Genomic DNA, 22834 nt, shown 5'->3' with positions numbered 1-22834 from the left:
GCCCGAGCGTCGGCTTCGTTATTGGCTGGCTATCCCAGCAACCGGTCTAGGTTCGCTTCGCTGACGTCGCGCTCGCGTTGCGTCACGATGCCGCGCCATGGGGGCGGACAGGTCCCGCTCTCCGCGACACGCCCCTCGGAGAGGTATGCCGAGGATAGCTCTCGCATAAGGCGTGATTCCCACGGGGGCAGATTGATCATCGTCCGCTCGCACCAAGCGGAAATCTCTGACCAGCTGAGTACCGTGCGGCCCATGCCGTCGCTCTGCGTCATGCCCATTTCGATGAACCGGCCGATGATGTGCGGCGCTGGGTTCGGGGGCATCTGCGGCTGAATGCCGTCTTTCTTCATCTGCTCGCGCCGACTGATCGGGGGCGGTTGGTTTTCGAGCTTGCCGCGACGCGAGTTAGGGTCAGGCTTTGGCGTGGCATGAAGCCACGCCATCTGCCGGACGAAGAGGATTAGATCCCGGCCGAGCCGGGCTTGAACTTTCCCCAGTCACCGACAAACTTCGTCACCTGCTCCTTGATCCAGCCGAGGCCGGGATCCGAATAGACAGCGGCGTGCAGCGCGGCGCCGGCGAGCGGCTTCCCATCGGCATCCTCGTGCTCGATGTGGCGGAAGTCGGCAGTGAGGGCGGCGAGGTCTTCGGTGGCCTCCGAACGACGGTCCTCGATCGGCGCAAGGCTGACCTTGTTGTCGTTGTCCTGCATGCGCTTGATGGCGCGGGCGGTCTGGCGCTCTTCGACGCGCGCGAACTCGGGCGAGCCGGGGCCGTAGAGCTCGATGCCGACCTTCTCCTTGCCGTCGTACAGCAGCGCCCCATCGGGGCCCTTGAGGTGCAGGAAGGCGGTGGCCGATACGGCGAGCATTGCGATCTTCATGGGTAGTCCTTTTCGCGGGTTGCACCGACCCGCCCGCAACCCGCGACAAGCGGAGCGGGCCGATACCAGGGAACCGGCTTATTCAGCCGGGAGGGGGTCAGGCCGCAGCGGGCGCCTTGATGATCTTCGTGCAGATCTCGACGGTCGGCGCTGCCGTCACCATCGTATCTGCGCCGTCGATCGTCTCGGGCATGCCGAACGTGCGGCCCTGGAAGTAGCGAAGCGTTCCGTCCTGGCGGGTGACTTTGAAGCTGTAGAGCTTTTGCGTCTCGTCATCGGCCGACGTCTGCAACAAGGTCTGGCCTGCGTCGGCGCTGTCGAGCGCCAGCGATGGCTGGAGTGCGCCGTAATCGGCCGAACCCTTGTATTTTTGCTTGGCGCCCTTGAGCGGCTGAAACTCAACCTTCGCGAAGCTGGCGCCGATCGGGCCGATCTTCTCGATGTTGCCGATCTCGGTGAAAGTAAGGGCAGTGAACCCGGCGATGTCGTTCGTGGCGGGGCTGGCCGCCGAAATGGCGAGCGCAGAGCCCGCCGCAGTCATGGACGTCATGGTAATACCTTTCTGGGGCGGGCCGGGCGGTGCCGGCGGTATTCAGCCCGGAACCGGGCGGAATGGATCAGGCGACGGGCGGGGGCGCGTCTGCCTGGCTGGAGGCGGGCGGTGCGGCCGGCGCGGGCGCGGCGACAGCCTTCGCCTTCTTCGCGGGCCGGGTCTTGGGCTTTGCCGGAGCCTTGGCATCGGCTGCCGTCGGCGCACGGACGAGCCCGGCCGCCTCATAGTTACCGAACGCGCCGGTCTCGATCATCGGCGTGGTGCCGGCGACGTGACGGGTATCGGTGCCAATGTCGGTAAAGTCGCTGATGACGAAGGCGCGCTTCGTCTTGGGGTCGGTGTCGGTCACTGGTCTCTCCTCAGACTGGTTCGTCGTAACTGACGCGGAAATCTTGGGTCTGCTCGAAGCTGTCGGCAGGGCCTCGCATGTCGGGCCCGGTGCCGGCGGTCAGGATCGAGACGCGCATGACAGGCGGATAATCGCCGATGACACCCGCGCTGGACCGGCGGATCGCTTTGATCGCGGCAACCTGCTCGCGGTAGCTGGGTGCGCGCACTGCAACAGACACGCGCTCGGTCACGCGGACGAAGTCTTTCCGCTTCAGCATCTGGCGATCGGCGCTTCCAACGGACCGAACGAGAACAGCCGGCAGGATGACACCGTCGGGCAGCGCGCCCGCCTTGATCGAATTGGCTGCGACGATCGCGGTCAACGGCGCGTGCCCGCGGAGTAGCGAGCCCATGATATCGACGCCGTTCATGCGTCGTCCTCGACATCGGCAGGGCCCACGATCCCGGCGCGGGTGATGCGGGAATTGATGTAATTCTGCGCGGCAGAGAAGGCCTCGCCCTCTTTGCTGTCGAGGGCGGGACGGAGGAACGGATGAGCGCCAGCGCCGGGGTGATGCACCGTCTTGCCGACGAACGCGCCGCCGATGACGAGCGAACCTTCTTTCGTCTTGTCGTTGATCCGGCGAACGCTCATGCCGCCCCCCTGGCTGGGGTCGACGCTGATGAAATGCGGGTCGGTGCCGTATTCCTCCCACGGCGCGAGATACGCACCGGGGCCTTTCAGCTGGACCGCGCCGATCATCAGATCGCCCTCGCGCTTCGTTGCGACCTTCACCGCCTCGGCGACCTCGTGCGAATTGGTGTTCGCCTTGGCTTCCTCGGCGATGACGGTTGCGCCGGCGCGCGCGGCGCCGCGGAGAACCTTGGTTTCCAGATTGGCGGGCAGCTGCGCAATGAAGCGCCGCACGTCGCTGGATCCGGTGACCGTGGTCATGCGGCGTTCCCCGCCGAAGAATAGTCCTCGACCATGAACTCGACTTCTTCACGAACACCGACTTCGGCAGGCCCTGCGATGATCTGCATCACGCGCGGGAACGGCTTGGTCATGACGAACCGCATGCTGGCGTCGAGATCGGTGCGGAACCGCATACGGACGCGGGCGGGACGGGTGGCGATGTTGATCCCGTCCGCCAGCTTCTCGCTGCGACTTGGCAGGGCATCGACTACGCTGGCGGCGATCGGACGCCCTACGGCTTCCCATTCGCCCGACCCGGCTCCATCGAATGTTGTGTCCGCGACCGGCCGCTCGATCTGGATGCGGCGATTGTACCGGCTCGACCGGCCTTTCCCGACGGTCACAGGTTGCGGGCCCGAAAGTCGCGGCAGAGAGACTTCGCAGCCGTCTCCGCTTTCTGGAAGATGTCGCCGCCTTCGCGATCGGACTCGTACGCGCTGATGAGGATCAACATGGCGCGGCGGAAGTTCCCCGGAACGATGTCGCCGGGCTCGTAGCCAGCCCGAATAGCAACCCGCAGAAGCTGATCGGTCCGAGTAAGAGGCCAGCAAGATCCTTGCGCTGCGAGAACGCGCGCTGGTCGTCCGGTTCTGTCTAGCCGCACACCCGGCACCGCGACCGTGTCGTCATAGGTAACCATGGGCACGGCATCTGGCTTGACCGGCCACGCTCGAAGCTCAACCGCGCGAGGCGGTACGCGGAACACCTCAACCACGTCGCGCGCGACGAGAATATGACCAGTATACCTTTCAACCCATGCGGCAGCGTCGACGATGGAGACGTTAAGATCCGCGTCTTGCGAATCGTCGTCTTCGTCGAGACGGACCTGTCGGCGCGCGTCTTCGATCGAGACAGGAATCGCCATAAGCCACCTCGCAAAATAGGACGGCACCGACCGGAGCCGGTGCCGCGGGCGTCAGCCCTGTGCTTCGAGGTTCTTCTTCACCGCGTCCTCGGTGCCGAGGTGCGGATCGTTGAAGTCGATCTGGTTGGCGATCGCGGGCTGACCCTTGCGCGGGTTGTTGTCGACCGCAGGGTGATCGACGTCGATGCGCGCGACGATCTCCGGTTCGATGAACGCGCCGCTGGCGGCCACGTCGGTTGCGGGCGTCAGGGTGTCTTCGTTCATGCCTTTGGTGTCGGACACCCCGAGGACGTCCGAAGGCTTGATATCGGTCGTGTCGACCGTCGATTTCGTACCACTCATCTTGGTAGCTCCCATGTTTCGGGACCGACGCGCTGGCCGGCCCCGTCAGCTTCAGGTCGCGGCGCCGATGCGCAGCGCGCGCATGGCGGTCGGGTTCTTGACGCCGCCGCCCACACGCTTGGTCGTGTAGAAGAGGACGAACGGCTTCGCGGTGTACGGATCGCGCAGGACGCGTACGCCGGTGCGGTCGATGACCTGATAGGTCTCGACCATGTCGCCATAGAGTGCGGCGACGTTACCGGCCCCGACGTTCGGCATACCCGGCATGTCGACGACCGGCTCGCCGGCGAGCGAGGGCGGGACGCCAAGCGCAAGGCTGGGCTGCCACAGGTAGGCACCATCCGCGGTCTTCAGCTTGCGGAAGGCTGCCTGCGACGCCCGGTTCATGTAGAACTTGGCGTTCGCCAGGAACTCCGCGGGGAGGTCCGCCTGCAGGTCGAACAGCGCGTCGCTCGTTACCTTCGTCGCATCGCCCGACATCAGCGCGAGAATCGCGCCATAGGGGTGCTTTGCGGCGTTCGAGCCGCCCGTGACGTAGGTGAGCACGCCATCGGGCTTGTTCGAGCCGTCACCCGACAGGAAGGCGATGCCCTCCTGCTTGTCGAACTCGCCAGTCACCTCGTCGGCGAGCCATGCCTCGATGTCGATCTCGGCATCGTCGATGAGCCCCTGCGATGCCGCCGGGTTGGCGTAGATCTCGCCCATCGTGAAGCCGAGCGACGTGAGGCCGGGCGTCGTCGTCTGCGGGCGCGCTGCCGTCTCGCCGACCCAGCCGCTGCCGACCACGCCATCGGAATAGACCTTCTTGAAGCCCGCGCCGCTGATCGTGATGACCGAACTGTTCTGGCGCATCGGCGAGACGAGTTTCTGACGCTTGCTGATCGAGCGATCCCACTCGATCGGCGCCAGATAACCGCCTTCGCCGTCCGTCTTGGTCGCGGCTGCGCGCAGTTCCTCGAGCTTCGCGGTCGGCGCACCGCCCTTGAAGTACGCCTGGAACTGGCTGGTGTACTCGGGATCGCGGACCTGTTCGCCCTCGTCGTTGCCGAGCGCTGCTTTCAGGTTGACGCTCTCGATCGCTGCCTGAAGCTTATCGAGTTCCGCCTCGACCTTGCCGAGCTTCTCGGTGGTGACGACGTCGGTCTTGCCCGCCTTGATTTCGGCAAGCTGGTCGGTGTGGGTCGTCTTGAACGCCTCGAACGCTACTGCGAGCGCTTCGATGCTGTCGGGCTTCTTGGTCTGGACCTCGGCGCGCACGGCGATGAGGCCCCGACCCAGCGCGGACGTGCCGCACAGGTTGGTCAACTTGGTCATGTCTGTTCCTTCAGACGGTAAGGGCGGCAAGGAGGCGCGAATAATCGGCCTCCGGTTCATCGCCAGCGCGGGGCGTGGCAGGTTCGGTAGCGTTACGCGTACCCATCGCGCGGTACAGGTCGCGACGCGCAGAGCGCGGCACGGCATGCTTCGCGAGAAACTTGTCGAGCGAAGGCTTGTCGCTCGGGAATTCATCAGCGGAGGCGTAGACTGGCATCTGCGCCTCACGCTCCATGAGGGAGTCTGCGAGACCCGCATCAATCGCCTCCTGGCCGCGCAGGAAGACGTCTTGCCCAGCGATCATGGCCTCGAACTCGGCGATCGGGCGTCCGGACCGGGCGGAGTAGGTCTCGCACATGGCCGTATCGATGTGAGCCAGCGTCTCCCACGCGTCGCGCATCTCCGACTTGGTGCCGAAGAACAGCCCGCGCGCTTCGTGAATCATGATTTCGGCGTTCGCGGCAATCACGATCTCGTCGCCGGCCATTGCGATGACTGACGCGGCCGACGCCGCGATGCCAACGACCTCGACACGGACTTCGGCATCATGGCGGCGCAAGAGGTTGTACGCCGCCACGCCCTCGAAATAGTTGCCGCCCGGCGAGTTGATCTCGACCGTGATAGGCTTGCCCGCAACCGAGCGCAGCGCGCCCGCGATCCGGGCAGTGGTGATGCCGCCGCCGTCGCCATCGTCGCCGATATAACCGAAAATCGAGATCGTCGGTCGATCAGACGCCAGGGCCGTGACTTCGACCTTTTCGAAACCAGCGGCGAGAGCGCGCGTCTCGAACTTCCAGTCCGACCCGGAGCCGACGTTCGCAATTTCAGGCGGACGCTGAGCCGCAAAGACGGCGCGGAGTCTACTTTTCGTCATCATCTTGGTCCTCAACGATGGCCGCGGCTGTCGTTCCTGCGCGGGGTTGGAGGCCGTAGCCGTCCGGGTGCGGGTTCATGTCGAGCGCCTCGCGGGCCTCGTTCGCTTCCATGAATGGCTTGCCGCCGCCGCGCCCGAGCGCGCTGGCGAGGAAGTCGGACTGGTTCTTCATCGACCCGCGCAGCAGTGCGCGCTCGTTGAACTTGGCGTAAAGAACGGTGCCGTCGCGCGCTTGCTTCTCTTTCCGGCTGAGCAGGCGCCAGATGGCTTCCTCCCAGATGACGAACCAGGGCAGGAGGCAATAGACGACAAAGTACAGACCAAGCTGCTCGATGCCGCTGCCCCACGCAGTTTCGTCGAACATGAGCAGAGGGCGGGGGACGCCGGTAAAACGCGACCCCTGCTCCGCTTCGAACTTGCGCAGTTCGACGAGCTGGTTTTCGCGAGCGCTGCCGGAGAATGGCTTGGGCTCCATGCCGCCTTCCAGCAGCATCCATTCGCCGGCAGCGTCCTCGCCCGAATAGTCATCGCGCAAACTTGCTTTCAGCCGGGCGAATGCCTCGTCGCTGAGCTCGTCCTTCATCTGCAGGGCGCCACCGGCCATCACGCCCTTGGTGAGCATGCGCGCGACGGCCTTCTCGGCAACGTGCGCGAGGCCGATCGTGTCGGCCGCAACGTCGAGCAGCCCGAGACCATTCAAGCCGTCCAGCGATACAGGGGCTCGAAAATGAAAGACATCTTCCGGGCCCAGGGTCTCGGGACGACCACTCTTCGGCGTATGGCGGAACCGCAGATTGCCGCCGTTCCACTCCTTCTTGACGGTCCTACGCTCAAACGGGACCAGCGCCTGGATCTCGCCGTTCAGGCGCACGACGCGCGCATAGGCATTGCCGTCGAATAGCGCCGCCAGCTGCATGAAGCTCTTGAACTCGTTCGGCGACATTGCCCCATTACCGAGCGGGTCGGTCTTCAGCACCGAATAGAGCGGGTGATCGACGGCCTTCTCGGTTGTGCCGTCCGCCTTGCGGCGCAACAGGGACAGCGGCAGCATCCCGATCGATCCGGCGATCAGCGACGTACCCCGATAATATACCGAGTTTCGCATCGCCATGCGGTCGGTGACCGCGACGCCGGTGAGAGACTCGCGCCCGCCGCGCAGGAACGCGCCGAGCACTGGATCCTGATCGCCGCTGGCAATGTCGTGGACCGAGTACGCGTAGACGCGACGCTGTTCGACCGCTTCACGGGACGATGAGAACGAACGGCGGAACTTGGCCGCTCGCTGATAATCGGTGGGCGACATTCCCGCCATACGCCCTCCTTAGACCCGACGTATGCCGCGGGATTCATAGACCGATTTCTTCTTCGGCTTCACGCTGGACACTGCAGCGCCGATCGCCATCGTGGTGGTGACCATGCCGTCGATGCGTCCGCGTGATTTCTTCTTGTTGAACATGCGGTTGCCCTGGCCGTCCGCGTCGATCGCGGCGTTGGCAGCGCAGCTGTAAGTCACCGGCGAATTGTCGATGATGATGCGCTGGTCGAGGATCGCGTCTTCAATCTTCGTGATCGAATGCGGCATGCAAAGTTGCCGGTCTTCGAACATCACGCGCGTACCCTGCGCATGCGCCACGATCTTGAGCCCTCGACCAGTCGGCTTGTCTGGTCCGCCGTAGAGCCAGACCTCGAGGCCTACCTCTGCGCAGGCATCCATGAAGCTCGAAATGAACGCCGGATCGGCGACCATTTCGAGAACTTTCTGCTCGGCGTAGAGCTTCGAAACTTGCATCGCGACGAAGGTGTAATCGATCGTCGCACCTGGCGTGGCGACCAGAAACTTGTCTTCGACCCACTCGACGTAGGGCGCGTGATCGCGCTCCCCCTTCTCCTTGAGATGGCCGGGGGTCGATCCCGCCGCGGTCCAGTACCAGCTTTTAACCGCTAGCGGCTCGTCGCCGATCGGCTCCCAGGCTGCGCTGACTGCGGTCAGATCGTTCTTCTGCGAAAGGTCGATCGCCAAACGGCAGAACCGGTGGCGCATGGTGGCCTCATCGACCGGCCCTTGCACCGCCGCCCACTTGTCCTCGTCGATCCAGAAGTCGGCCGACGCGGTATCGACGCCGAAGTACAGGCGCAAAACGCTCGACTTGGTCGACGGGCGCAGCAGTGCGGAGGCCACCGTCTCGCGGATGTTCTCGATCGGGAAGGTCTCGCCCAGCGCGGGCAGTGATTTCTGCCAGACCTTCTCGTTCTCGAACACGGTCTCGCGATCGGCCTTGTCGATCCGCGCCACGAAAGCGAACGCCGTATCGTCACGAGCCTCGCCCTTCGCGATCTGCTGGTACATCTCCGAGTACGACGTGCCGACATGCTGCGAAGTGGCGGGCGTGTTCGTGCCCATCAGCATCAGCGCGTGGCCGGCGACCTTGTCGATGCCGCGCTTCCATGTCTGCAACACGTTCTCGTCGGTGAGCTCGTGAATCTCGTCACCTGCGACATAGTTCGGTCGCGGGCCGGAAAGGCTCTCGCCGCTGGCGATCGGCTGGAAGAAAGAACCGCTGTCGGGATGCTCGATCTTCCAGGCGTTCTCCAGTTCGCCGCGGATGACGACCTCGCCAAGGCCCTCGAGGCTTTCACCTTCGTCATGCTCGGGGATGGTTGCGCGACACATGGCCGCGGCGTCCCTGAACAACACGTTCGCGGTCTTCTTGTCCTCACCGATCGCGTAGCACTGGGCGCGTTGGATATCGCACCAGCCCATGATGTAGACGCCGATCGCGCCCATCAGCGGGGACTTCGCCTGGCCCTTGCCGGTCTCAAGCCAGCCCGACCGGAACCGCCAGCGGTCGGTCGCGGTGCGCCACCCGAACAGCGAGCCCATAACGAACGTGTGCCACTCGAGCGGGTAGAACGGCTGACCTGCGGAGGGCCCGTCTGTGACTTGAAAGACCGACGGCAGGAAGTCCAGCGCGTGACCAGCAGCGTCCGGGCGCCAGTAGATCCCGCGGCGCTCGCCATCCCGCATGTCGCGCAGGTGGCGTTCTGCAGCATGCCGGACGAGCTCGCCGGCAGTGAACAACTTGCCGTCGACCGCGGCCTTCGCCCAGGCTGTGGTCGGATCCGGATCGGCGAGGAAGCGATTAGCCACGCTGTTTTAGAAACCGTGCCGAGCCCGTGGTGCGGGCCTGCTTCTTGACCACCTTCGCACCCGCGCCACGTTCCCGCGGCGAGATGCAAAGCTCCTTCTCCAGAGCCTGCGCCTGGCTCGCAGCGTTCGACATTGTCGTCCACCATGGGTTGTACGTCGGGACGCCGGTCTTCTTGGCCTTGATGACCGGGCCAGATTTGATCACCTCCTTCGCGGACTGATCGAACGTGACGTATGCGACGACTAGGCGGATAACCGCGTGCGAGTTGGCGACCGCCAGTTTCTCGGCGCCGCGCATCTCGCTGATGATGCTCTTCCAGTAGGACGATGCGGCCTCGCGGTCCGGGGCTCGGCCGAAGATGCTGCGCCAGTTCGGCTCGGGCGGAACGCCGTCACCGCCAGCGATCTCGATGACGTCGGCCATGCGGACTCCAGCGGCGGCACGGGCCGAAACCCTCCCCCCTCAGAAATTGATCGCAGCGCGCATGCACCACGTGGTCGGTACGGGTGCCGACGGCCCTCAGACTTTACACCGGGGGGTGGGGTGCGCTCGGCGTGTCGAGTGCAGCCTTGAACTCTGCGGTGACCACGCCGTGCACGGTCTCACGAGCGATCTCATCGTCCTCGGCGAAGGTGTAGCCGCGCGCGTCGAGCTTGCAGCGAGTGACCGTGCCTGCGTCGACGTCGTACGCCTCGACGCGACCATGCTGATCGACGCCATCCAGGCGCACGACGATGCTCTCACCCACAGCGGGATCATAGTCAGCGTCGTGAACCGAGAGTGCGCGCGGAGGGCTGGACATCGTCAAATCGTTTTCACGAGTTCGAGCGCTTGGGACTCAGTGAAGCCCTCGGCGACATAGGCGAGGAACAGCGCGCGCTTGGCATGAGCAATGTGTGATGCAGCCTCGCCAAGGCCCTGCCAGATCTCTACCTGCGCACGGATAGCCTCAGGCCAATCTGTGCGAGGACGCTCGCTGCGGGTGGGCTCGTCCGCCATGGTCATGCCTTCCTATTCCAAGGGTGCAACGCGCTGGTCGGTCGGCCCGAACGATCAACGCCGCCAACAGGCCGCGCCGTGGCGCCCTTGTCAGCGAGCGTCTTGAGGTCCGAGCAATCCTTGCACAGCAACTGGTAGTTGGTGCGCTCGCCAGTGCCGCCCCGCGACAGCGGGACGATGTGATCGGCGATAGTGCCCAGCGTCTCGATACCGTTGGTCTTGCACTCACCCTCGCAGGTGACGACAGTGGCAAGCAGGTGGGCCCGCATCTTGTCGTGAGCAGTGCCATAGCCGCGCTGGTGGCGGCTGATCTTGGACCAGCCCATCAGCGGCCGCGCACGGCAGCCCGCAGGTCGATTGCTGCCTGCTCTGCCTCGCCGATCAGGCGCTCGCTTCGGCCCTGATGACGCGACCCTGAGGCCATGTCCTCGGCGATACGCAGCACGCGCATGCCGATCGCCTCGACGACTTCGGCCGTCGTGCTGCGCACATGACCGGATGCGGAAGGCTGCGTCGATGCCATGGTGCCTCCGTCGGGGTCAGGCAGGATCGGGTCGGTCGAGGACGCATGGGCCTGCGCACTCGACCGGGACAGCGAGGCTTTCATCTGCGCTGTCCGACTAGACGCTTGGCGGACCGCAATGCCGATGAGCAACGGTGCCATGCGACCAGAACAGTGACGCATCCGAGGTGGTGACATATGTGCCGACCTCCCTCGAACGCTGATCTAATACCGTAGGTCAGCGCGGGTGAGCCGCAATTGCGGTGCGGGCATCACCGCCTCCAGAAGTGCAGACATGCTTACGACCACCCGCGAGGAGTGGTCGATCAGGGATGCGGAAGAGCATGTAGCTCCACTTCGTCTGTCCCGAAGCTGCTCAAGCAGCGTCCCTATGAAGGGTGTTCGCGCTATGTACACCAGATGGGCGCACTCGCCAAGCCTCTACTTCCATGGTTAGGGCCCCGCCGAAGTGGATCAGCGCGGACGTGCCCCAGCCCCTTACCACCGTGCCCACTAAACCAGCGAGAGCGGGCATATCGTCGACAGTAACCTGCTGCCCCGCACTCAACGCCTTAACCTCCTGCCGCAATGCCTTGCGCCGCGCTCGCTCGGTGCCGAGCCGAGTAGCCCGCGCGCGGCGTTCCTCCTCCCGACCCTCGGCGAGGCGCTCTTCCGTAATTGCGGCCGTGGCCTCAGCCTCCGCAGCGACCAGCCCGGCTATCTGCCGCTCCCCAACCAGCGGCACACGGTCACCGACTTGCAGGAGGGAGAAAGACGGGTGAGGGCCGAAGGGCGTCGCGCTTGCCCGAATTATATCGTCCAGGCGATCAGCGCAGGCGAACACGAAGCCCGGGATAATTGGCAGATCGATCTCGAGCATCAGTTTAGGCTGCTTCAGTGCGATCCGCCGACGCTTCCCCGGCGCGTCCCGTTTGATCGTACGGCGCGGCGACCATGCCTCGATGCCAACGGATCGCAGCGTCTCGGCAAGCTTCAGCGTTCGCGCTGACGCCACCCTCAGGATGCACCACTCGTTTCCCCGCGCCATCGCCCTACCCCCTGCTCTTCTTGTTATTCGTCATGCCGCCATCTGCTCAGGCGGCTGCTCAGTCGCGCCGAAGGCTTCGTCGACCTGATCCTGCGTGATGAACCCGGCCTTCACGCCCATGCTGATGAACTCGGGCTTCAGCGCGCGGATCTGGTCGGCGGTGATCGGCGCGGCCTCGGCGGTCACTTCTCGGCGTCCGGTCCGCATAATTGCCCGCGCGCGGCGGATGGCCGACTCTTCGGGGCTGACCCACTTCGCCATGCGCTCCTTCAACTGGTGTACGGTGGGCATCCAGTCGAGCTCGTCGAGGCAGCGGCGGCAGGCATAGGCCAAGGCACGCTCGTCGTACCCGGCGAACATCGTCATGTACGTGTTGAACTTCAGCTTCCCCGAGACCTCGTCGGTGGCCTGGCTGGGCAGTGCTGCAGACAACCCGCCCAGCGACTGACGCACGAAGCGCTCGTCGGCGGGCTTGGCGATCGCAACAGCCTTGGCGACCGGCTCGATCAACGCGATGTCCTGCGCGCTGAACACCGCGCCGCTCTCAAACGCTCTGGCGAGCACGGTCATCACGCTCGGCGTCAATGACGGCATCGAGGAACCCGTTGCCGCGGCTTCGTTGGTGATCAGGTCGTTTGCCATTGCGGTTTCCGTTCTGTGGTCGTGGATCGAAGATTGCGCCCCAGCCGCGCTCGGCGGCGTGCTGAACGATGCGACCGGGCGGCCATTCCTCGTCCGAAAGCTTCTCGAGTTCGCGGAGGATGGCCTTGTGAGCCGTCGGGGTGTTGGCGAGGCGCTTCGACTTCCGGTTGACGAGGATGTCCGCCCAATGTTCGGGATCGACGCCATCGGGGCACGGGAAGCTGCTCGGACCCGCAGGCTTGCGAGGCGCCTGCGCGTCCAACATAGTTGAGATGGTGGTTCTTGGTAGTTTGGGTGCAGGTGGTGCGGGGGTAGGCGCATCCCTTGCGGGGCGCACTTCCTGCACCGGCGCATCTTGTGCGGGGGTGCAGGTGGTGCGGGGGTGTACGGTGTAGATGACACCTTTGCCCGGACGCTCAGTTCGGGTGAGATGTCCCGCAGCTGCCAATGCCTTCACAGCATTCTGCACTGCGCGTTCGGACAGCTTCGTCTTGCCGACCAGACCGGCGGGGCCGTTGATGCCAGGCCAGCACTGCGCGACGTCGTTCGCCATGATCGCGAGCACGTTCAAAACGCTCTGTTCGGGCGCACTGATCCCGGTGACGCCCATCGCCGCCCGACAAAGATCGAAGCCCGTCAGGATCGTCACGCGGCGGCCACCTCGGCAGGCTGGCACTCAGCACGGAGTTTGGCGGCGTGATCGATCATCTGCCCTGCCCGCGCCTCAAGTGCCGCCGCCGCCGCTTCGAGATCGTCAGACGATACGCCGCGATCGGCGGTCAACTTCGCCCGCAGGCTGCGCGGGTTGATGCTCAGAGCCTCGGCGAGCGCCAAAGCGCTGCCGAGCAATGCCCCGGCCTTCATCAGCCCGGCCATGCGTGGGACGGAAAGCATATGCGACGTGTGAGCCGCTTTTGCGGCTCGCTTAGAGGTCCGCCGCTTGGCCTCGTCTTCAGCCTCTTGCTTGCGGCGCGCGTCTCCGCGCTCGCGCATCGCCGAATTTAGTTCGGCCTCGAGGCGTTCGAGGTGAGCCGGTTTAGCGGCGCAGGTAGCGGCCTCAGCCTGCATTTGCGCAAATCCCTGAGGATACGCCGCCGAGCGTGTAGGACGGCCCGGCCGTGCGGAAGTCTGGGGCGGGAACAAGGCGTGCGCCGGCGGCGATGCGAGCCATCTGGCTCTCAAAGCTTTCAGGTGGCAGCGCCGGGCGGCGCACGACGAGCGCGGGTTCGACGACGGGTGCAACTGGTTCGGGAGCGGCGGGCTCCTCGCGCAAGTGCGGGCGAGCGATATTGGTCTTGCACCGCCGCGCCCCCGCCGCGATCATCTCGCGCCGAATGGTTTTCACGACACCGAGCGACACCCAAGTGCCGGAGACGGTCCGCTGCATCATGTGAAACACGTCCGCGCGCGTATGTGTCTCGAGCAGCATGCGGATCAGTGCGCGAGTTGCTTCGCCCTCTGCCTTGTTGACTGGCGTCGCCATCTCAGGCCGCCGTCGCGAGCAGATAACGCGGTTCAGGGCGCTGCTCGCCTTTCTTCTCGTATCGCTCGAAGGGGCGATAATCAGGAAAGTCGATCATGAAGTCGCGCGCCAAGGTTTTCACCGTCGCGGGCTTGCGTTTTAACGCCGCCGCAGTGTCGGACAGGGATCGACCGGCCGATGCCAGGCCCATGACGTACACCGCCAGCTTGGCGCGATCGGCGGTAACACCAGCTTCAGCAGCAACTTGGTCGAACAGGCGTCCGATATTATCCATGAGTGCCTCCATTGCGCTTCACGATCTGGGCGACGCGCTCGGCGGGAAGCGCGTATGATCGCGCGAGCGTCTCGATGTTGAATGGGCCGGTCTTCGACTTCACGTGCGCGGCGAGGACGCCCTCACGCTGAAGCGTAGCCTGCTGGGCCTTGAGCGACGTCTTCACGACACGGCCTCGCCGAGCAGGTCTTCGATCAGGAAGTGAGCGGCGAAATAGAGTTCCTCGCCCGCCTTCACCGTCTTCTCGATCGGTCCGCCGTCGGCGTTCCATGCGCGCGACGCCTTGCGGAACGCTGCCACAAGAGCGGCGCGATCCGGCTCAGGCCGCGGACTAGCATTCGCAGAACCGGGCTTTACCGGCGCTGCGCTATCAAGCGCTGTCATCGTCAGTCTCCGTGGCGGCTAACAGCCGCCGGTTGGTCCTACTGGTTGCTAATCATGCGCAGCCGCCGCCGGTCGCGCAGTCGATCGATGTGCTTTGCGGCGGCCTCAAGCTCCGGCCACATATCTTCGAGCTCTTCGTCGTCGATCACGCCGTCGTTCTCGAGCGCCGCCGACTTCTTTGCGAGCAGGCTGCATAAGGCGGTCACGCTTGCGCGATCGCAGCCCGCCGCGGCGTCGATCGGTGCCAGACGCATGCCGACGAGGCCCAGTGCCGCATTGGCAAACCGACCGTCCCATTCACGGCAGCCGCGAAGGAAGGACACGACCGGCATTTCAGCCAGGCCGGTACGGTAGCGCGCCGCAGTGTCCTCATGCTTCCCAAGCACCGCGCCGAGGTCGGCGTCTGTCGCCTTGTCCTCGTCCTTGATCTCTTCCAGCGCGTCGCCGATCGCCTTGAGGAGTAACGACGCGGGTACGGTGCGGTAGCGCCCGTGGATTTGCGGCGTGCTCATCGTCCATTACCCTCTGCATGAAGTTCGAAGCCATCCATCTCGCCTGCGCCCATCCAAGCCAGCTCTTCGCCGTACTCGTCGCAGTTGCGGGCAACGTGTGCGGGAACGCTGGCGAACAGGGCCGACACGACCTCGGCGATGATTGCGAGAATGCGCATCACGCGGCCCTCTTCCGAACGGCAGGCGCGGGGGTCTGCGACGGTAGCCAGGACTGCATCGTGACAGCGCCGCCGGTTTCGCGCTCAATCGCGCCAGCCACATCGATACTAGGGCGCACAGTCCCGTGGCGAAGCCGGGTTACTAGAGACCGATCTTTGCCGATCGCTGCCGCTAAGGCTGCGTCCGTGACCCGCTCGCGTTTCATATAGGTTGTGAGTGCGCTTGCCATGAACTCACAATGTGAGCCTAACGCACATTCGTCAATAGAAAAGTGTGCTGAATACGCACGGGACGCGGTTGTGCGCGGCGTTCACATAGCAGGGATGGATACTGCATGGTTCAAAGCGCGAAAGAAAGAGGTGAAAACCAGCGACGAAAAGCTGGCCTTTGCCATCGGTCGCGATCGCACAACGGTCACAAAAATCATCAATGGGACGATCCGGTTCGACATCGCATTCGTCGATGGCTTCGCCTCAATCCTTCAGGTGACGCCCGAAGAGCTACTGAGCCGCGTCGGCGTCGGCATGACTTCCGAGCAGTTGCCGGAGGCGAATGCCACCGTGATGCAGTTCGAAGGCGAGAGCCTCGAGCGGCCAAATGAGAATCTACCCGTCTGGGGCTCCGGCCTGGGCGCTGCCCGATTGTTCGAGGGAGAGGCTGTGGAGCAGACGGATTTGAATAGCGGATCGGTTCTGGAATATGTCCGCCGCCCCGCGATATTGGCTGGCAAGCGTGAGGCGTACGCGCTGCATGTCCAAGGCTCGTCGATGCACCCAGCCTTACCCGACGGCGAGATCGTCGCGGTTTGCCGCAATCGCCCGCTGTCGACCGGTGACAATGTCGTCGTGTATCTCAGGGATAGCGACGATGATGACGGTCAACGCTCAAGGGGCGTGCTGGTGAAGGAGCTCGTTCGCCGATCGGCGAGCTATGTTGAACTGCGGCAGTACGAGCCACGCTTGGACTTCCGCGTACCAATGTCTGACGTGATCCGTATCGATCGCATTCTTACCCGCCGGGAGATGATGACGTAACGCGCCAAGTCCACCGTGATAAAAGTGCGCTAGACGCACAATTATGATTGACGACTATGTGAGTATAGCGCACATGTGACCCAACAGGCCATACCGGCTTGTCGGGAGGTCGGCGTGGGTTTGCCCCGTTCAGCATTTCAAACTCGGAAGCCACCGCGGGCAGGTCGCCCAGCGTGGAAGTGTGCCGAGGAATACAAGCGGTGGCTGCGCAAGGTGCCGTGCGCCAAGTGCCTTCATCCAGGCGATATGGCGAACCCGATCGTGTCGGCCCACGTCGACCACGCCGGCGGGAAAGGTATGGCATCCAAGGCTCCGGATAGCGCCTGCATTCCGCTCTGCGACGACTGCCACAAGGCTCAGCATTCCTCCGGTTGGATGACGTTCGAGAAGCTGTTGCCGCTCGGTGACGCGGTCGCCCTGTCGTCGGTCTACTGGACCGAGTGGCCCGGCCGGTCGGCATGGGAGCGCGAGCTCGCCGCTAACCCGGCACCGCAGCGGGGGCGCGCAGCGTGACCGGCCGCACCATCAAATCCCACGATCCTGACCTTGATCAGACGATCATTGATATGTCGTCGACGTGCCATCGCCTGGCACTAGCGGAAGACCGCGTCGTGCGGTTGCGTCGCGCTGAGGATCACCCCGGCTTACCGTCGGCAGTCGCCCATGCTGCTGCGATCCGTGACACGCTTTCGACGCGCGCCGGGCGGTTGGCGATCAAGCCTGCGTCAGCGCTGCGCCTGATCATCGATCAGCACGAGTATCTTCGCCAGAAGATGGGTCGGCGTCCGACGATGGATCAGCTGGAGGCTTCAGTGGCAGCCGCGGCCGACCTTCTCGCGCGGCAGGCACTGACCGATGAATCGCTAGCTGCTGAAGCCGAGACAATCGCGCGCCGCAGCCGGCACCTGGGCGGGGCCGGGGTCGCCGCTGTCTCTTACCTGAGGGCCTGCGCATGAGCGCGCCAGGTTCACGCCCTATGGGCGAGGTCATCGGCCGCCAGCCGGCAGCATGGCTCGTTACGCCGTCGAAGACGCCCTACGCCTGGTATGGCACGATTGAGGACGGCGAGAAGGTCGGCTTCGGTGGTCATAGCATCAAGGGCGGGCGTCGGTTCACGAACGAGCAGGCGCGCGAGTGCATGAGCCGCGGGCTCGACGTGTTGACCGCTCCGGCGATGACCGTGCGGCGCAACGTCGGGATCTTGGAACTGAGCCTCGGAACGTTCCGCCCCCTGCCCGTCTATGAGTTCGAGTGCCCGATCATCCGCAAGCTGGCTGACGGTCGGGTCCGCGTCATCGCGCCCAGCGGTGCAGAGAAGCTGGTCGAGGGGGACGGCTGGACCTCGCCGCGCCGCAATAGCGGCTCAGCTAGGAAGGCTCAGGCATGAGCCGCCCAGCCCCCGCGTCGCCGCCCGTTGCCGCTTGCACCGATCCTCGAGCCCTCACCGAATTAATCTTCCGCACCGCGCAGCGTGGGAACGCGCGCCAACCGATCGGACGCCGCTCATGAACTGGGATCACGCAATGTACGCCCTGGGGGTCGCGTCGCTGACGGCGATCTTCGCCATCGCGCTCCGCATCTTCCGTGACGACCTCGTGCGTCACTGGCCTCGCATCATCCGCACCCTTCGCGGGAACGATGTGCCCGGCTTCGTGCCCCTCTCCCCGACTGCCTCGGTCCTGCCCCTCAGGACGTCTGTACCTCCGCTGCGCGCTGACGAGGCCGGTGCGCAGCCAACCGTTTCGAAGCGCGCGGCATGAAGATGTACAGCCAGCGCGGCCGGGGCTCAGCAGGCCCACGCGAGAGCAAGCGATCCCTGAACCGGGAAGACGTGCTCGGCTACCGCGCCCGCCTCATGCAGCAACCCCCGTCGCCGGAGCGCAGCGCCGCCCTGAAGACGATCCGCCACCAGTTGGTGAGCATAGACCGGAGAGTGACCAGTGGCTGACGTAGCCGACATGGCGAACGACGTCGCGCAGGCCGCGCTCGATCGCAACATCCGCGCCGCGAGCGCGCCCATCGCCATCGGTGCGCCAGGTGAATGCCGGGTTTGCGGGCTCGACAGCCTGCGTCTCGTCATGGGCCGCTGCGCTCCCTGTCGTGAACCTAAGAAGGGATATGCCCGTGGTTGATCAATCGAGCCCAGTGACGACATCAGAACAGCAAGCGGCGCCGGTTGCGCAGGAACAGGAGTCCGCGCTGGCCACCGCATTTTACCTCCTCGACGCGCTGGCGGGGGAAGGTCTCTCGCAGACATGCGACGACGGTCGCACGATTGAGGCCGATGACACGGTGCATGCCTTATGCTCGGCGTTCTACATGGAGCCGGACGTCGGTTGGTATCGCGACCTTGCCGCCGAACTCGCGCCTGTCCCCCTTCCTTGCAAGTCGGGCGAAGGTGCGGGGGAGGACAAGGGCAACCACGATTGCCTCGCCAAACGCCGCCCCGGTGAGCCAATGTTCATTCTGTTAGGGCGCGATCCCGATGCGTGGCAGATTGTGCGGGCGTGGGCAGCACGTCGCCTGAACGCTGGCGGCGATCCCGAGCATAGCATGCAGGGTATGAAGACCGCCAACGCCATGCGCGAGTATGCGGCCGACCCTGCCAACCGTCCGGCGTCCGCGCCTGATGCCAGTGCGTATCCCCGGCTAGATGCCACCCAGACGCGAGAAGCGGAGTTGGTGGCGGCGTTGAGCGGTCTGGAATTGACCGAGGATGGGTATTCGCTTCGGGTCTCATACGATGGCGATGCGGCCGATGACGGGCGCGCGATCGTCGTCGGTGGCGAAACCGTCGTCACGTTCACCGATAGCGACGAAGGCGAGGCCGTTCGCGAGGCGATCCTCAAGATCATGGGGAAGTCCGCATGACGCCCTACGAGCAAGGGGCCGCGTCCTTCAAGCGCGGTGAAGCTGGCCCGCCGATCCCGAAAGGTGACGCGACGTGGTCGGAGCGGCTGTTCAATCGCGGATGGTGTGACGAACGCGCCGCCCTCAACGCCCGAGGTGGGGCATGAGCGGGGGTGATGACCGCGAGCGTTACGCGATGGGCCTGATGGTCGAAGAGATGGGCGAAACGCTCAAGCTTATCGGCAAGGCGCTGCGTTTCGGCATCGACGCGCCGGGTCCGAACAACGCGGAGTATCAGGGGCGCACGGCTCGCCAGATGATCCCGCTGGAGGTTGGCGATCTGCACGCGGCGCTCCGGTTCGCTGCAATGGTTGGCGTGTTCAGCATGGGCGATGCCAACGCGTCGGAAGCGGCCAAGATCGACAAGCTGCTGAACCCGCAATCGAAGGATGCGCAGGGCAACCGTCTCGCGCCAGATGTTGGATATTCCGCATGACCTCCAATCCCAACCCGAGCCCCGAGTTGCGGGAGGCCCTTGAGGCACTGACCGAAGTGCAGCGCAAGGCGATCATCACTGCAATATTCGTCGCTGGCGATTGGATGCTTACCACCCAGTACGAAGATCATCCCGATATTGTCGAGGGTCTGTCGGAAGGTATCGCGGACCCGGTTTCCGGCATCTTCACCGCTTTTGGAATGCGTATCCGAGACGCGCTTATCGCTGGAGGCGAGCAATGATGGATGCACTACAACTTGCCGCGAAGTTCGGCCCGGTGCTCAAGGATTATTTGCCCGACCGAACACCGATCGAGCGCATGAAGCTAGCCGACGCCCTAGCCGCACTCCCGCAGACACTGCCAGCGCCGCCACTTTCAACCGAAGTAAAAAGTGCGGCAACCGGTTTTCACGAACAGGACGTTTCGTTGAAGGTGGCACTGCCAGCGCCGGGGGAGGGCATGGACTGGAGTGAGGCGCACGACTTCACGGAAAAGTACGGCTTGCCCGCGTCCTGCGTCCCGTCTCTCGCCACCGTTGCGGCAGCGAATGACGAAGGGGTGGCGCGGGCGTTGAAGGCGGCTGCGAAGGTTGCCGATGATCTGTGCGCCGATATGACGGCTGAGGCGGACGCGGAGCCGGGTGTAATAACGAAACTGCTGCATCGAGCGTCCGCGCAAACCGCCGAGAAGATCGCATCCGCCATCCGCCTCTTGTCGCAGGGAGGGGGGAAGTGAAGCCGTTTCGCTGGGAAGCCGAGGCGCTTGCCGATGATCCGTTCGCCGGGGACTTCGGCAACGGTGAGGTCGCGCTCTCCGACAAGATGGTTACGACGCGTGGAGGCGGCACTTGCCACACCTGCGCCGGGGAATGCGAGCCGGGGACGCGCAACCGCGTACTGACCGAGCGCGGCGACGAAGGGCTCGAGACGTTCCGCTGGTGTCAACCGTGCTGCTTCGCGATGGCGGTCTATGGGATACGTCCGAGCATCGGTGACGCCCGGTTCGCTCTTGGTGAAGAACGCCGCGCCGCTCGCCGTCTCGCCACCTCACGCTCGCAACGGGTAGATGAATCATGAGCTATCGAGGCTTCACATATCCGCTCAAGCCGGCGCCGGCGCAGGAAAGCGTCATGGCGCAGACGGCAGGCGTGTGCCGTCTTGTCTGGAACCTCGCCCTAGAGCAGCGCCGCGACCACTGGCGGCGTTACCGGGCGGTTACTGGCAGCACGCTGAACTTCGTCGCTCAGTGCCGCGAACTGACTGCGCTTCGGAAGGAGGTCGAGTTCGTCAACGCTGTGAGCCAGAACGCTGCGATCTATGCGCTTCGTTCTCTGGATCGCGCCTACCTACAGGCGTTGAAGGGTGAAGCTGGATTCCCCGGCTTTCGCAAGCGGGGCGTTCACGAGTCCTTTACCTTCTACGGGCGCGAGGTCCGCGTCGAGAAGATCAACGCCCGGTGGGCCCAGGTTAAGCTGCCCAAGATCGGCTGGGTCCGCGCTCGGATGCACCGGGCGGTCGTTGGCGACATCGCTGAGGCGACTGTTAGCCGCACTGCCAAGGGCTGGCAGGTTTCCTTGTTGTGCAAGACAGGCCCGGCAGTCACCGACGTTGGCGGGGCTGTCGGGATAGACCGCGGCGTTGCAATCCCGCTGATGCTATCCGATGGCACGAGCTTCGCGCTACCGGCCAGAGTGTCGAAGATCGGCGAGCAGATCCGCAAGGCGCAACACCACTCCAGCCGTGGGCTCCGTGGATCCAAGCGTAACGCCCTGGCGAAACGGCGCGTTGCCACCCTGAGGGCTTTGCAGGCGCGTGTCCGCAAGCATTGGGCACATGAGACAACCACCTCCATCACTCGCCAGTATGGCACGGTTGTGATCGAGAGCCTGTCGACCAAGATCATGACGAAAAGCGCGGCCGGTTCGATTGAAGAGCCGGGGGTGAATGTCGCCCAAAAGCGCGGCCTCAACCGGGTTATCCTCAATGTCGGCTGGCGCCAGATCGAGACGATGCTTTCGTACAAGGCTTACCGACTAATCAAGGTGGACGCCCGCTACACTTCGCAGACCTGTTCGGCCTGCGGGACGGTCGACAAGAGGAGCCGCAAGAACCAAGCGAGCTTCGTTTGCACAGCGTGCGGGTATCGCGGCAATGCAGACCTAAACGCTGCCGTGAACATCTTACGCCGGGGGAGTGCCCCGGTCGTGGAGGCTGGCACTAGCCAGTCGTTGAAGCGAAAACCTGCTGGCCGAAAGGCTGGCGATCCTGACCCTGGTCAGGTGGACGCTAGTCGCAACACGAAGGGACGAAACCAGAAACCGCAGGAGCCACGCCCATGACCCGGAACCCGACCACCAACACCGAGGCGGGGGCTGTTGCAGGCGTGGCGGCGAAGCTGACGGAGGCGCAGCGGGAAGTGATCCTGTACGGCGAATGCGCGAAGTCAACAGGCCCATACGACTGCATCTGTGGTGCAGATTTCGAAACGCTGCCGAGTGACCTGGTGTGCGCCAGATCTCGCTTAGAAGGGGGCGACGGTGCAGTCGTCCTCACCCCGCTCGGCCTAGCAGTCCGCCAGCACCTTGAGCAGGGGACGACGGCGGGGGTTCCCGAACTCAACGAGCATATGTTTGGACAAGGATCGAACCAATGACCGATTCTGCACGCGCTACGGCTGCGCCCGACACCGATCGCCTCGTCATGCTCAAGGTCGTCGAGGACATCGTCGGACTGAAGCGGACCCGGATCTATAAGCTGATCCGCGAAACCGACTTCCCGCCGCCGTATAAGCCGGGCGGCGCGGGGTCGCGGTGGAGCGAAGCTGAGGTCCGCGCCTGGGTTGCTCGTATCAAGGAGGCTCGGGCAGCGTGAAGCCCGCCGCCGCCGCACCCCGCGCTTATTACAACGAGCACGACCCCTTCGCCGCCGCATGGCTGCGCGAGCTTATCAAGGCGGGGCACATCGCCCCCGGAGACGTAGATGAACGCTCTATCGAAGATGTCTGCCCCGACGACCTGGCCGGATATGTTCAGTGCCATTTCTTTGCGGGAATTGGCGTGTGGAGCCATGCTCTGCGTCTGGCCGGATGGCCGGATAACCGAGCGATATGGACGGGAAGTTGCCCGTGCCAGCCTTTCTCCGCGGCTGGCAAAGGCGCTGGGTTTG

General features: G+C 64.4%; 43 protein-coding genes. 15 read left to right on the top strand and 28 right to left on the bottom strand.

Annotation, left to right across the window (positions count from 1 at the left end; genetic code table 11):
* Window positions 1–29: 29 nt before the first annotated feature.
* From C8J42_RS13095 to C8J42_RS20145, 28 genes are all read right to left on the bottom strand, one after another.
* Window positions 30–350, bottom strand: a complete 321-nt coding sequence (locus C8J42_RS13095; protein WP_243644364.1) for a hypothetical protein — start codon at window positions 348–350, stop codon at window positions 30–32.
* 110 nt (window positions 351–460) lie between these two features.
* Window positions 461–883 carry a hypothetical protein gene (locus C8J42_RS13090; RefSeq protein WP_133020367.1) on the bottom strand — a complete coding sequence of 141 codons (423 nt, stop codon included), beginning with the start codon at window positions 881–883 and terminating at the stop codon, window positions 461–463.
* A gap of 97 nt (window positions 884–980) precedes the next feature.
* Window positions 981–1433, bottom strand: coding sequence for a hypothetical protein (locus tag C8J42_RS13085; RefSeq protein ID WP_133020366.1), 453 nt, complete (start codon window positions 1431–1433; stop codon window positions 981–983).
* Between the two features lie 67 nt (window positions 1434–1500).
* Complete coding sequence (locus tag C8J42_RS13080) at window positions 1501–1785, bottom strand: hypothetical protein (RefSeq protein WP_133020365.1); 285 nt, start codon at window positions 1783–1785, stop codon at window positions 1501–1503.
* Between the two features lie 10 nt (window positions 1786–1795).
* Window positions 1796–2197 (bottom strand): hypothetical protein, encoded by a 402-nt coding sequence (locus tag C8J42_RS13075; RefSeq protein WP_133020364.1) that lies wholly within the window; start codon window positions 2195–2197, stop codon window positions 1796–1798.
* Window positions 2194–2721, bottom strand: a complete 528-nt coding sequence (locus tag C8J42_RS13070; protein ID WP_133020363.1) for an HK97 gp10 family phage protein — start codon at window positions 2719–2721, stop codon at window positions 2194–2196. Before C8J42_RS13070 ends, C8J42_RS13075 begins: the two co-directional genes overlap by 4 nt.
* Window positions 2718–3086 (bottom strand): head-tail adaptor protein, encoded by a 369-nt coding sequence (locus tag C8J42_RS13065; RefSeq protein WP_133020362.1) that lies wholly within the window; start codon window positions 3084–3086, stop codon window positions 2718–2720. The genes C8J42_RS13070 and C8J42_RS13065 overlap by 4 nt, the downstream gene beginning before the upstream one ends.
* Window positions 3083–3607 (bottom strand): phage gp6-like head-tail connector protein, encoded by a 525-nt coding sequence (locus tag C8J42_RS13060; RefSeq protein ID WP_133020361.1) that lies wholly within the window; start codon window positions 3605–3607, stop codon window positions 3083–3085. The genes C8J42_RS13065 and C8J42_RS13060 overlap by 4 nt, the downstream gene beginning before the upstream one ends.
* 51 nt (window positions 3608–3658) lie before the next feature.
* A complete protein-coding gene (locus tag C8J42_RS13055; protein ID WP_133020360.1) occupies window positions 3659–3949 on the bottom strand; it encodes a hypothetical protein in 291 nt (96 codons plus the stop codon).
* Between the two features lie 51 nt (window positions 3950–4000).
* Window positions 4001–5263: a phage major capsid protein gene (locus C8J42_RS13050; RefSeq protein WP_133020359.1), complete on the bottom strand. Its 1263-nt coding sequence runs from the start codon at window positions 5261–5263 to the stop codon at window positions 4001–4003.
* Between the two features lie 10 nt (window positions 5264–5273).
* Window positions 5274–6137 (bottom strand): head maturation protease, ClpP-related, encoded by an 864-nt coding sequence (locus C8J42_RS13045; protein ID WP_165895489.1) that lies wholly within the window; start codon window positions 6135–6137, stop codon window positions 5274–5276.
* Window positions 6124–7449 (bottom strand): phage portal protein, encoded by a 1326-nt coding sequence (locus C8J42_RS13040; RefSeq protein ID WP_133020357.1) that lies wholly within the window; start codon window positions 7447–7449, stop codon window positions 6124–6126. The genes C8J42_RS13045 and C8J42_RS13040 overlap by 14 nt, the downstream gene beginning before the upstream one ends.
* A gap of 9 nt (window positions 7450–7458) precedes the next feature.
* On the bottom strand, window positions 7459–9285 hold the full coding sequence (locus C8J42_RS13035; protein ID WP_243644362.1) for a terminase TerL endonuclease subunit: 1827 nt from the start codon (window positions 9283–9285) through the stop codon (window positions 7459–7461).
* Complete coding sequence (locus C8J42_RS13030) at window positions 9278–9709, bottom strand: P27 family phage terminase small subunit (RefSeq protein ID WP_133020356.1); 432 nt, start codon at window positions 9707–9709, stop codon at window positions 9278–9280. Before C8J42_RS13030 ends, C8J42_RS13035 begins: the two co-directional genes overlap by 8 nt.
* A gap of 103 nt (window positions 9710–9812) precedes the next feature.
* Entirely contained in the window at window positions 9813–10088 is a 276-nt protein-coding gene (locus C8J42_RS13025) for a hypothetical protein (RefSeq protein ID WP_133020355.1), read from the bottom strand.
* Between the two features lie 2 nt (window positions 10089–10090).
* Window positions 10091–10291, bottom strand: coding sequence for a hypothetical protein (locus tag C8J42_RS13020; RefSeq protein WP_133020354.1), 201 nt, complete (start codon window positions 10289–10291; stop codon window positions 10091–10093).
* Complete coding sequence (locus C8J42_RS13015) at window positions 10288–10611, bottom strand: HNH endonuclease signature motif containing protein (protein WP_133020353.1); 324 nt, start codon at window positions 10609–10611, stop codon at window positions 10288–10290. Before C8J42_RS13015 ends, C8J42_RS13020 begins: the two co-directional genes overlap by 4 nt.
* Window positions 10611–10949 carry a hypothetical protein gene (locus C8J42_RS13010; protein WP_133020352.1) on the bottom strand — a complete coding sequence of 113 codons (339 nt, stop codon included), beginning with the start codon at window positions 10947–10949 and terminating at the stop codon, window positions 10611–10613. Before C8J42_RS13010 ends, C8J42_RS13015 begins: the two co-directional genes overlap by 1 nt.
* Window positions 10950–11163: 214 nt before the next feature.
* Window positions 11164–11835 carry a hypothetical protein gene (locus C8J42_RS13005; protein WP_133020351.1) on the bottom strand — a complete coding sequence of 224 codons (672 nt, stop codon included), beginning with the start codon at window positions 11833–11835 and terminating at the stop codon, window positions 11164–11166.
* Between the two features lie 30 nt (window positions 11836–11865).
* Entirely contained in the window at window positions 11866–12429 is a 564-nt protein-coding gene (locus C8J42_RS13000) for a hypothetical protein (protein ID WP_243644361.1), read from the bottom strand.
* On the bottom strand, window positions 12380–13126 hold the full coding sequence (locus C8J42_RS12995; RefSeq protein WP_133020350.1) for a hypothetical protein: 747 nt from the start codon (window positions 13124–13126) through the stop codon (window positions 12380–12382). The genes C8J42_RS13000 and C8J42_RS12995 overlap by 50 nt, the downstream gene beginning before the upstream one ends.
* A complete protein-coding gene (locus tag C8J42_RS12990; RefSeq protein ID WP_133020349.1) occupies window positions 13123–13371 on the bottom strand; it encodes a hypothetical protein in 249 nt (82 codons plus the stop codon). Before C8J42_RS12990 ends, C8J42_RS12995 begins: the two co-directional genes overlap by 4 nt.
* Window positions 13372–13534: 163 nt before the next feature.
* Window positions 13535–13960 (bottom strand): hypothetical protein, encoded by a 426-nt coding sequence (locus C8J42_RS12985; RefSeq protein ID WP_133020348.1) that lies wholly within the window; start codon window positions 13958–13960, stop codon window positions 13535–13537.
* 1 nt (window position 13961) lies between these two features.
* Window positions 13962–14234 (bottom strand): hypothetical protein, encoded by a 273-nt coding sequence (locus C8J42_RS12980; protein ID WP_133020347.1) that lies wholly within the window; start codon window positions 14232–14234, stop codon window positions 13962–13964.
* Window positions 14227–14400 carry a hypothetical protein gene (locus C8J42_RS20150; RefSeq protein ID WP_165895487.1) on the bottom strand — a complete coding sequence of 58 codons (174 nt, stop codon included), beginning with the start codon at window positions 14398–14400 and terminating at the stop codon, window positions 14227–14229. The genes C8J42_RS12980 and C8J42_RS20150 overlap by 8 nt, the downstream gene beginning before the upstream one ends.
* Window positions 14397–14618, bottom strand: a complete 222-nt coding sequence (locus tag C8J42_RS12975; protein WP_133020346.1) for a hypothetical protein — start codon at window positions 14616–14618, stop codon at window positions 14397–14399. The genes C8J42_RS20150 and C8J42_RS12975 overlap by 4 nt, the downstream gene beginning before the upstream one ends.
* A gap of 38 nt (window positions 14619–14656) precedes the next feature.
* Complete coding sequence (locus C8J42_RS12970) at window positions 14657–15130, bottom strand: hypothetical protein (RefSeq protein ID WP_133020345.1); 474 nt, start codon at window positions 15128–15130, stop codon at window positions 14657–14659.
* Window positions 15127–15291, bottom strand: a complete 165-nt coding sequence (locus tag C8J42_RS20145) for a hypothetical protein (RefSeq protein ID WP_165895486.1) — start codon at window positions 15289–15291, stop codon at window positions 15127–15129. Before C8J42_RS20145 ends, C8J42_RS12970 begins: the two co-directional genes overlap by 4 nt.
* Before the next feature lie 357 nt (window positions 15292–15648).
* Between C8J42_RS20145 and C8J42_RS12965 the strand changes: the two genes are divergently transcribed.
* From C8J42_RS12965 to C8J42_RS12895, 15 genes are all read left to right on the top strand, one after another.
* The gene (locus C8J42_RS12965; protein ID WP_207897122.1) at window positions 15649–16323 is read left to right on the top strand and encodes a LexA family transcriptional regulator; all 675 of its coding nucleotides are present in this window, start codon (window positions 15649–15651) and stop codon (window positions 16321–16323) included.
* 297 nt (window positions 16324–16620) lie between these two features.
* Window positions 16621–16836, top strand: coding sequence for a hypothetical protein (locus C8J42_RS12960; protein WP_133020343.1), 216 nt, complete (start codon window positions 16621–16623; stop codon window positions 16834–16836).
* Window positions 16833–17279, top strand: a complete 447-nt coding sequence (locus tag C8J42_RS12955) for a hypothetical protein (RefSeq protein ID WP_133020342.1) — start codon at window positions 16833–16835, stop codon at window positions 17277–17279. The genes C8J42_RS12960 and C8J42_RS12955 overlap by 4 nt, the downstream gene beginning before the upstream one ends.
* Window positions 17280–17299: 20 nt before the next feature.
* Window positions 17300–17710 (top strand): hypothetical protein, encoded by a 411-nt coding sequence (locus C8J42_RS12950; protein ID WP_133020341.1) that lies wholly within the window; start codon window positions 17300–17302, stop codon window positions 17708–17710.
* 136 nt (window positions 17711–17846) lie between these two features.
* Window positions 17847–18083, top strand: coding sequence for a hypothetical protein (locus C8J42_RS12945; protein ID WP_165895484.1), 237 nt, complete (start codon window positions 17847–17849; stop codon window positions 18081–18083).
* Entirely contained in the window at window positions 18080–18271 is a 192-nt protein-coding gene (locus tag C8J42_RS12940; protein ID WP_133020339.1) for a hypothetical protein, read from the top strand. The genes C8J42_RS12945 and C8J42_RS12940 overlap by 4 nt, the downstream gene beginning before the upstream one ends.
* Complete coding sequence (locus C8J42_RS12935; protein WP_120300185.1) at window positions 18264–18455, top strand: conjugal transfer protein TraR; 192 nt, start codon at window positions 18264–18266, stop codon at window positions 18453–18455. Before C8J42_RS12940 ends, C8J42_RS12935 begins: the two co-directional genes overlap by 8 nt.
* Before the next feature lie 13 nt (window positions 18456–18468).
* Entirely contained in the window at window positions 18469–19194 is a 726-nt protein-coding gene (locus C8J42_RS12930; protein ID WP_133020338.1) for a hypothetical protein, read from the top strand.
* Window positions 19195–19336: 142 nt separating this feature from the next.
* Window positions 19337–19669, top strand: coding sequence for a hypothetical protein (locus C8J42_RS12925; RefSeq protein ID WP_133020337.1), 333 nt, complete (start codon window positions 19337–19339; stop codon window positions 19667–19669).
* Window positions 19666–19911 (top strand): hypothetical protein, encoded by a 246-nt coding sequence (locus tag C8J42_RS12920; protein WP_133020336.1) that lies wholly within the window; start codon window positions 19666–19668, stop codon window positions 19909–19911. The genes C8J42_RS12925 and C8J42_RS12920 overlap by 4 nt, the downstream gene beginning before the upstream one ends.
* On the top strand, window positions 19911–20405 hold the full coding sequence (locus C8J42_RS12915; RefSeq protein WP_165895483.1) for a hypothetical protein: 495 nt from the start codon (window positions 19911–19913) through the stop codon (window positions 20403–20405). Before C8J42_RS12920 ends, C8J42_RS12915 begins: the two co-directional genes overlap by 1 nt.
* Window positions 20402–20746 carry a hypothetical protein gene (locus C8J42_RS12910; protein ID WP_133020334.1) on the top strand — a complete coding sequence of 115 codons (345 nt, stop codon included), beginning with the start codon at window positions 20402–20404 and terminating at the stop codon, window positions 20744–20746. The genes C8J42_RS12915 and C8J42_RS12910 overlap by 4 nt, the downstream gene beginning before the upstream one ends.
* Complete coding sequence (locus C8J42_RS12905; RefSeq protein ID WP_207897121.1) at window positions 20743–22008, top strand: RNA-guided endonuclease TnpB family protein; 1266 nt, start codon at window positions 20743–20745, stop codon at window positions 22006–22008. The genes C8J42_RS12910 and C8J42_RS12905 overlap by 4 nt, the downstream gene beginning before the upstream one ends.
* Complete coding sequence (locus C8J42_RS12900; protein WP_133020333.1) at window positions 22005–22322, top strand: hypothetical protein; 318 nt, start codon at window positions 22005–22007, stop codon at window positions 22320–22322. Before C8J42_RS12905 ends, C8J42_RS12900 begins: the two co-directional genes overlap by 4 nt.
* Window positions 22319–22540, top strand: coding sequence for an AlpA family phage regulatory protein (locus tag C8J42_RS12895; protein WP_133020332.1), 222 nt, complete (start codon window positions 22319–22321; stop codon window positions 22538–22540). Before C8J42_RS12900 ends, C8J42_RS12895 begins: the two co-directional genes overlap by 4 nt.
* The last annotated feature ends 294 nt before the right edge of the window (window positions 22541–22834 follow it).

It is taken from the genome of Sphingomonas sp. PP-CE-1A-559, from assembly GCF_004340965.1.
In the GTDB taxonomy this organism is placed as follows: Bacteria; Pseudomonadota; Alphaproteobacteria; order Sphingomonadales; family Sphingomonadaceae; genus Sphingomonas.
The sequence above is the reverse complement of the archived record's forward strand: the minus strand, read 5'-3'. Positions and strand labels throughout refer to the sequence as shown.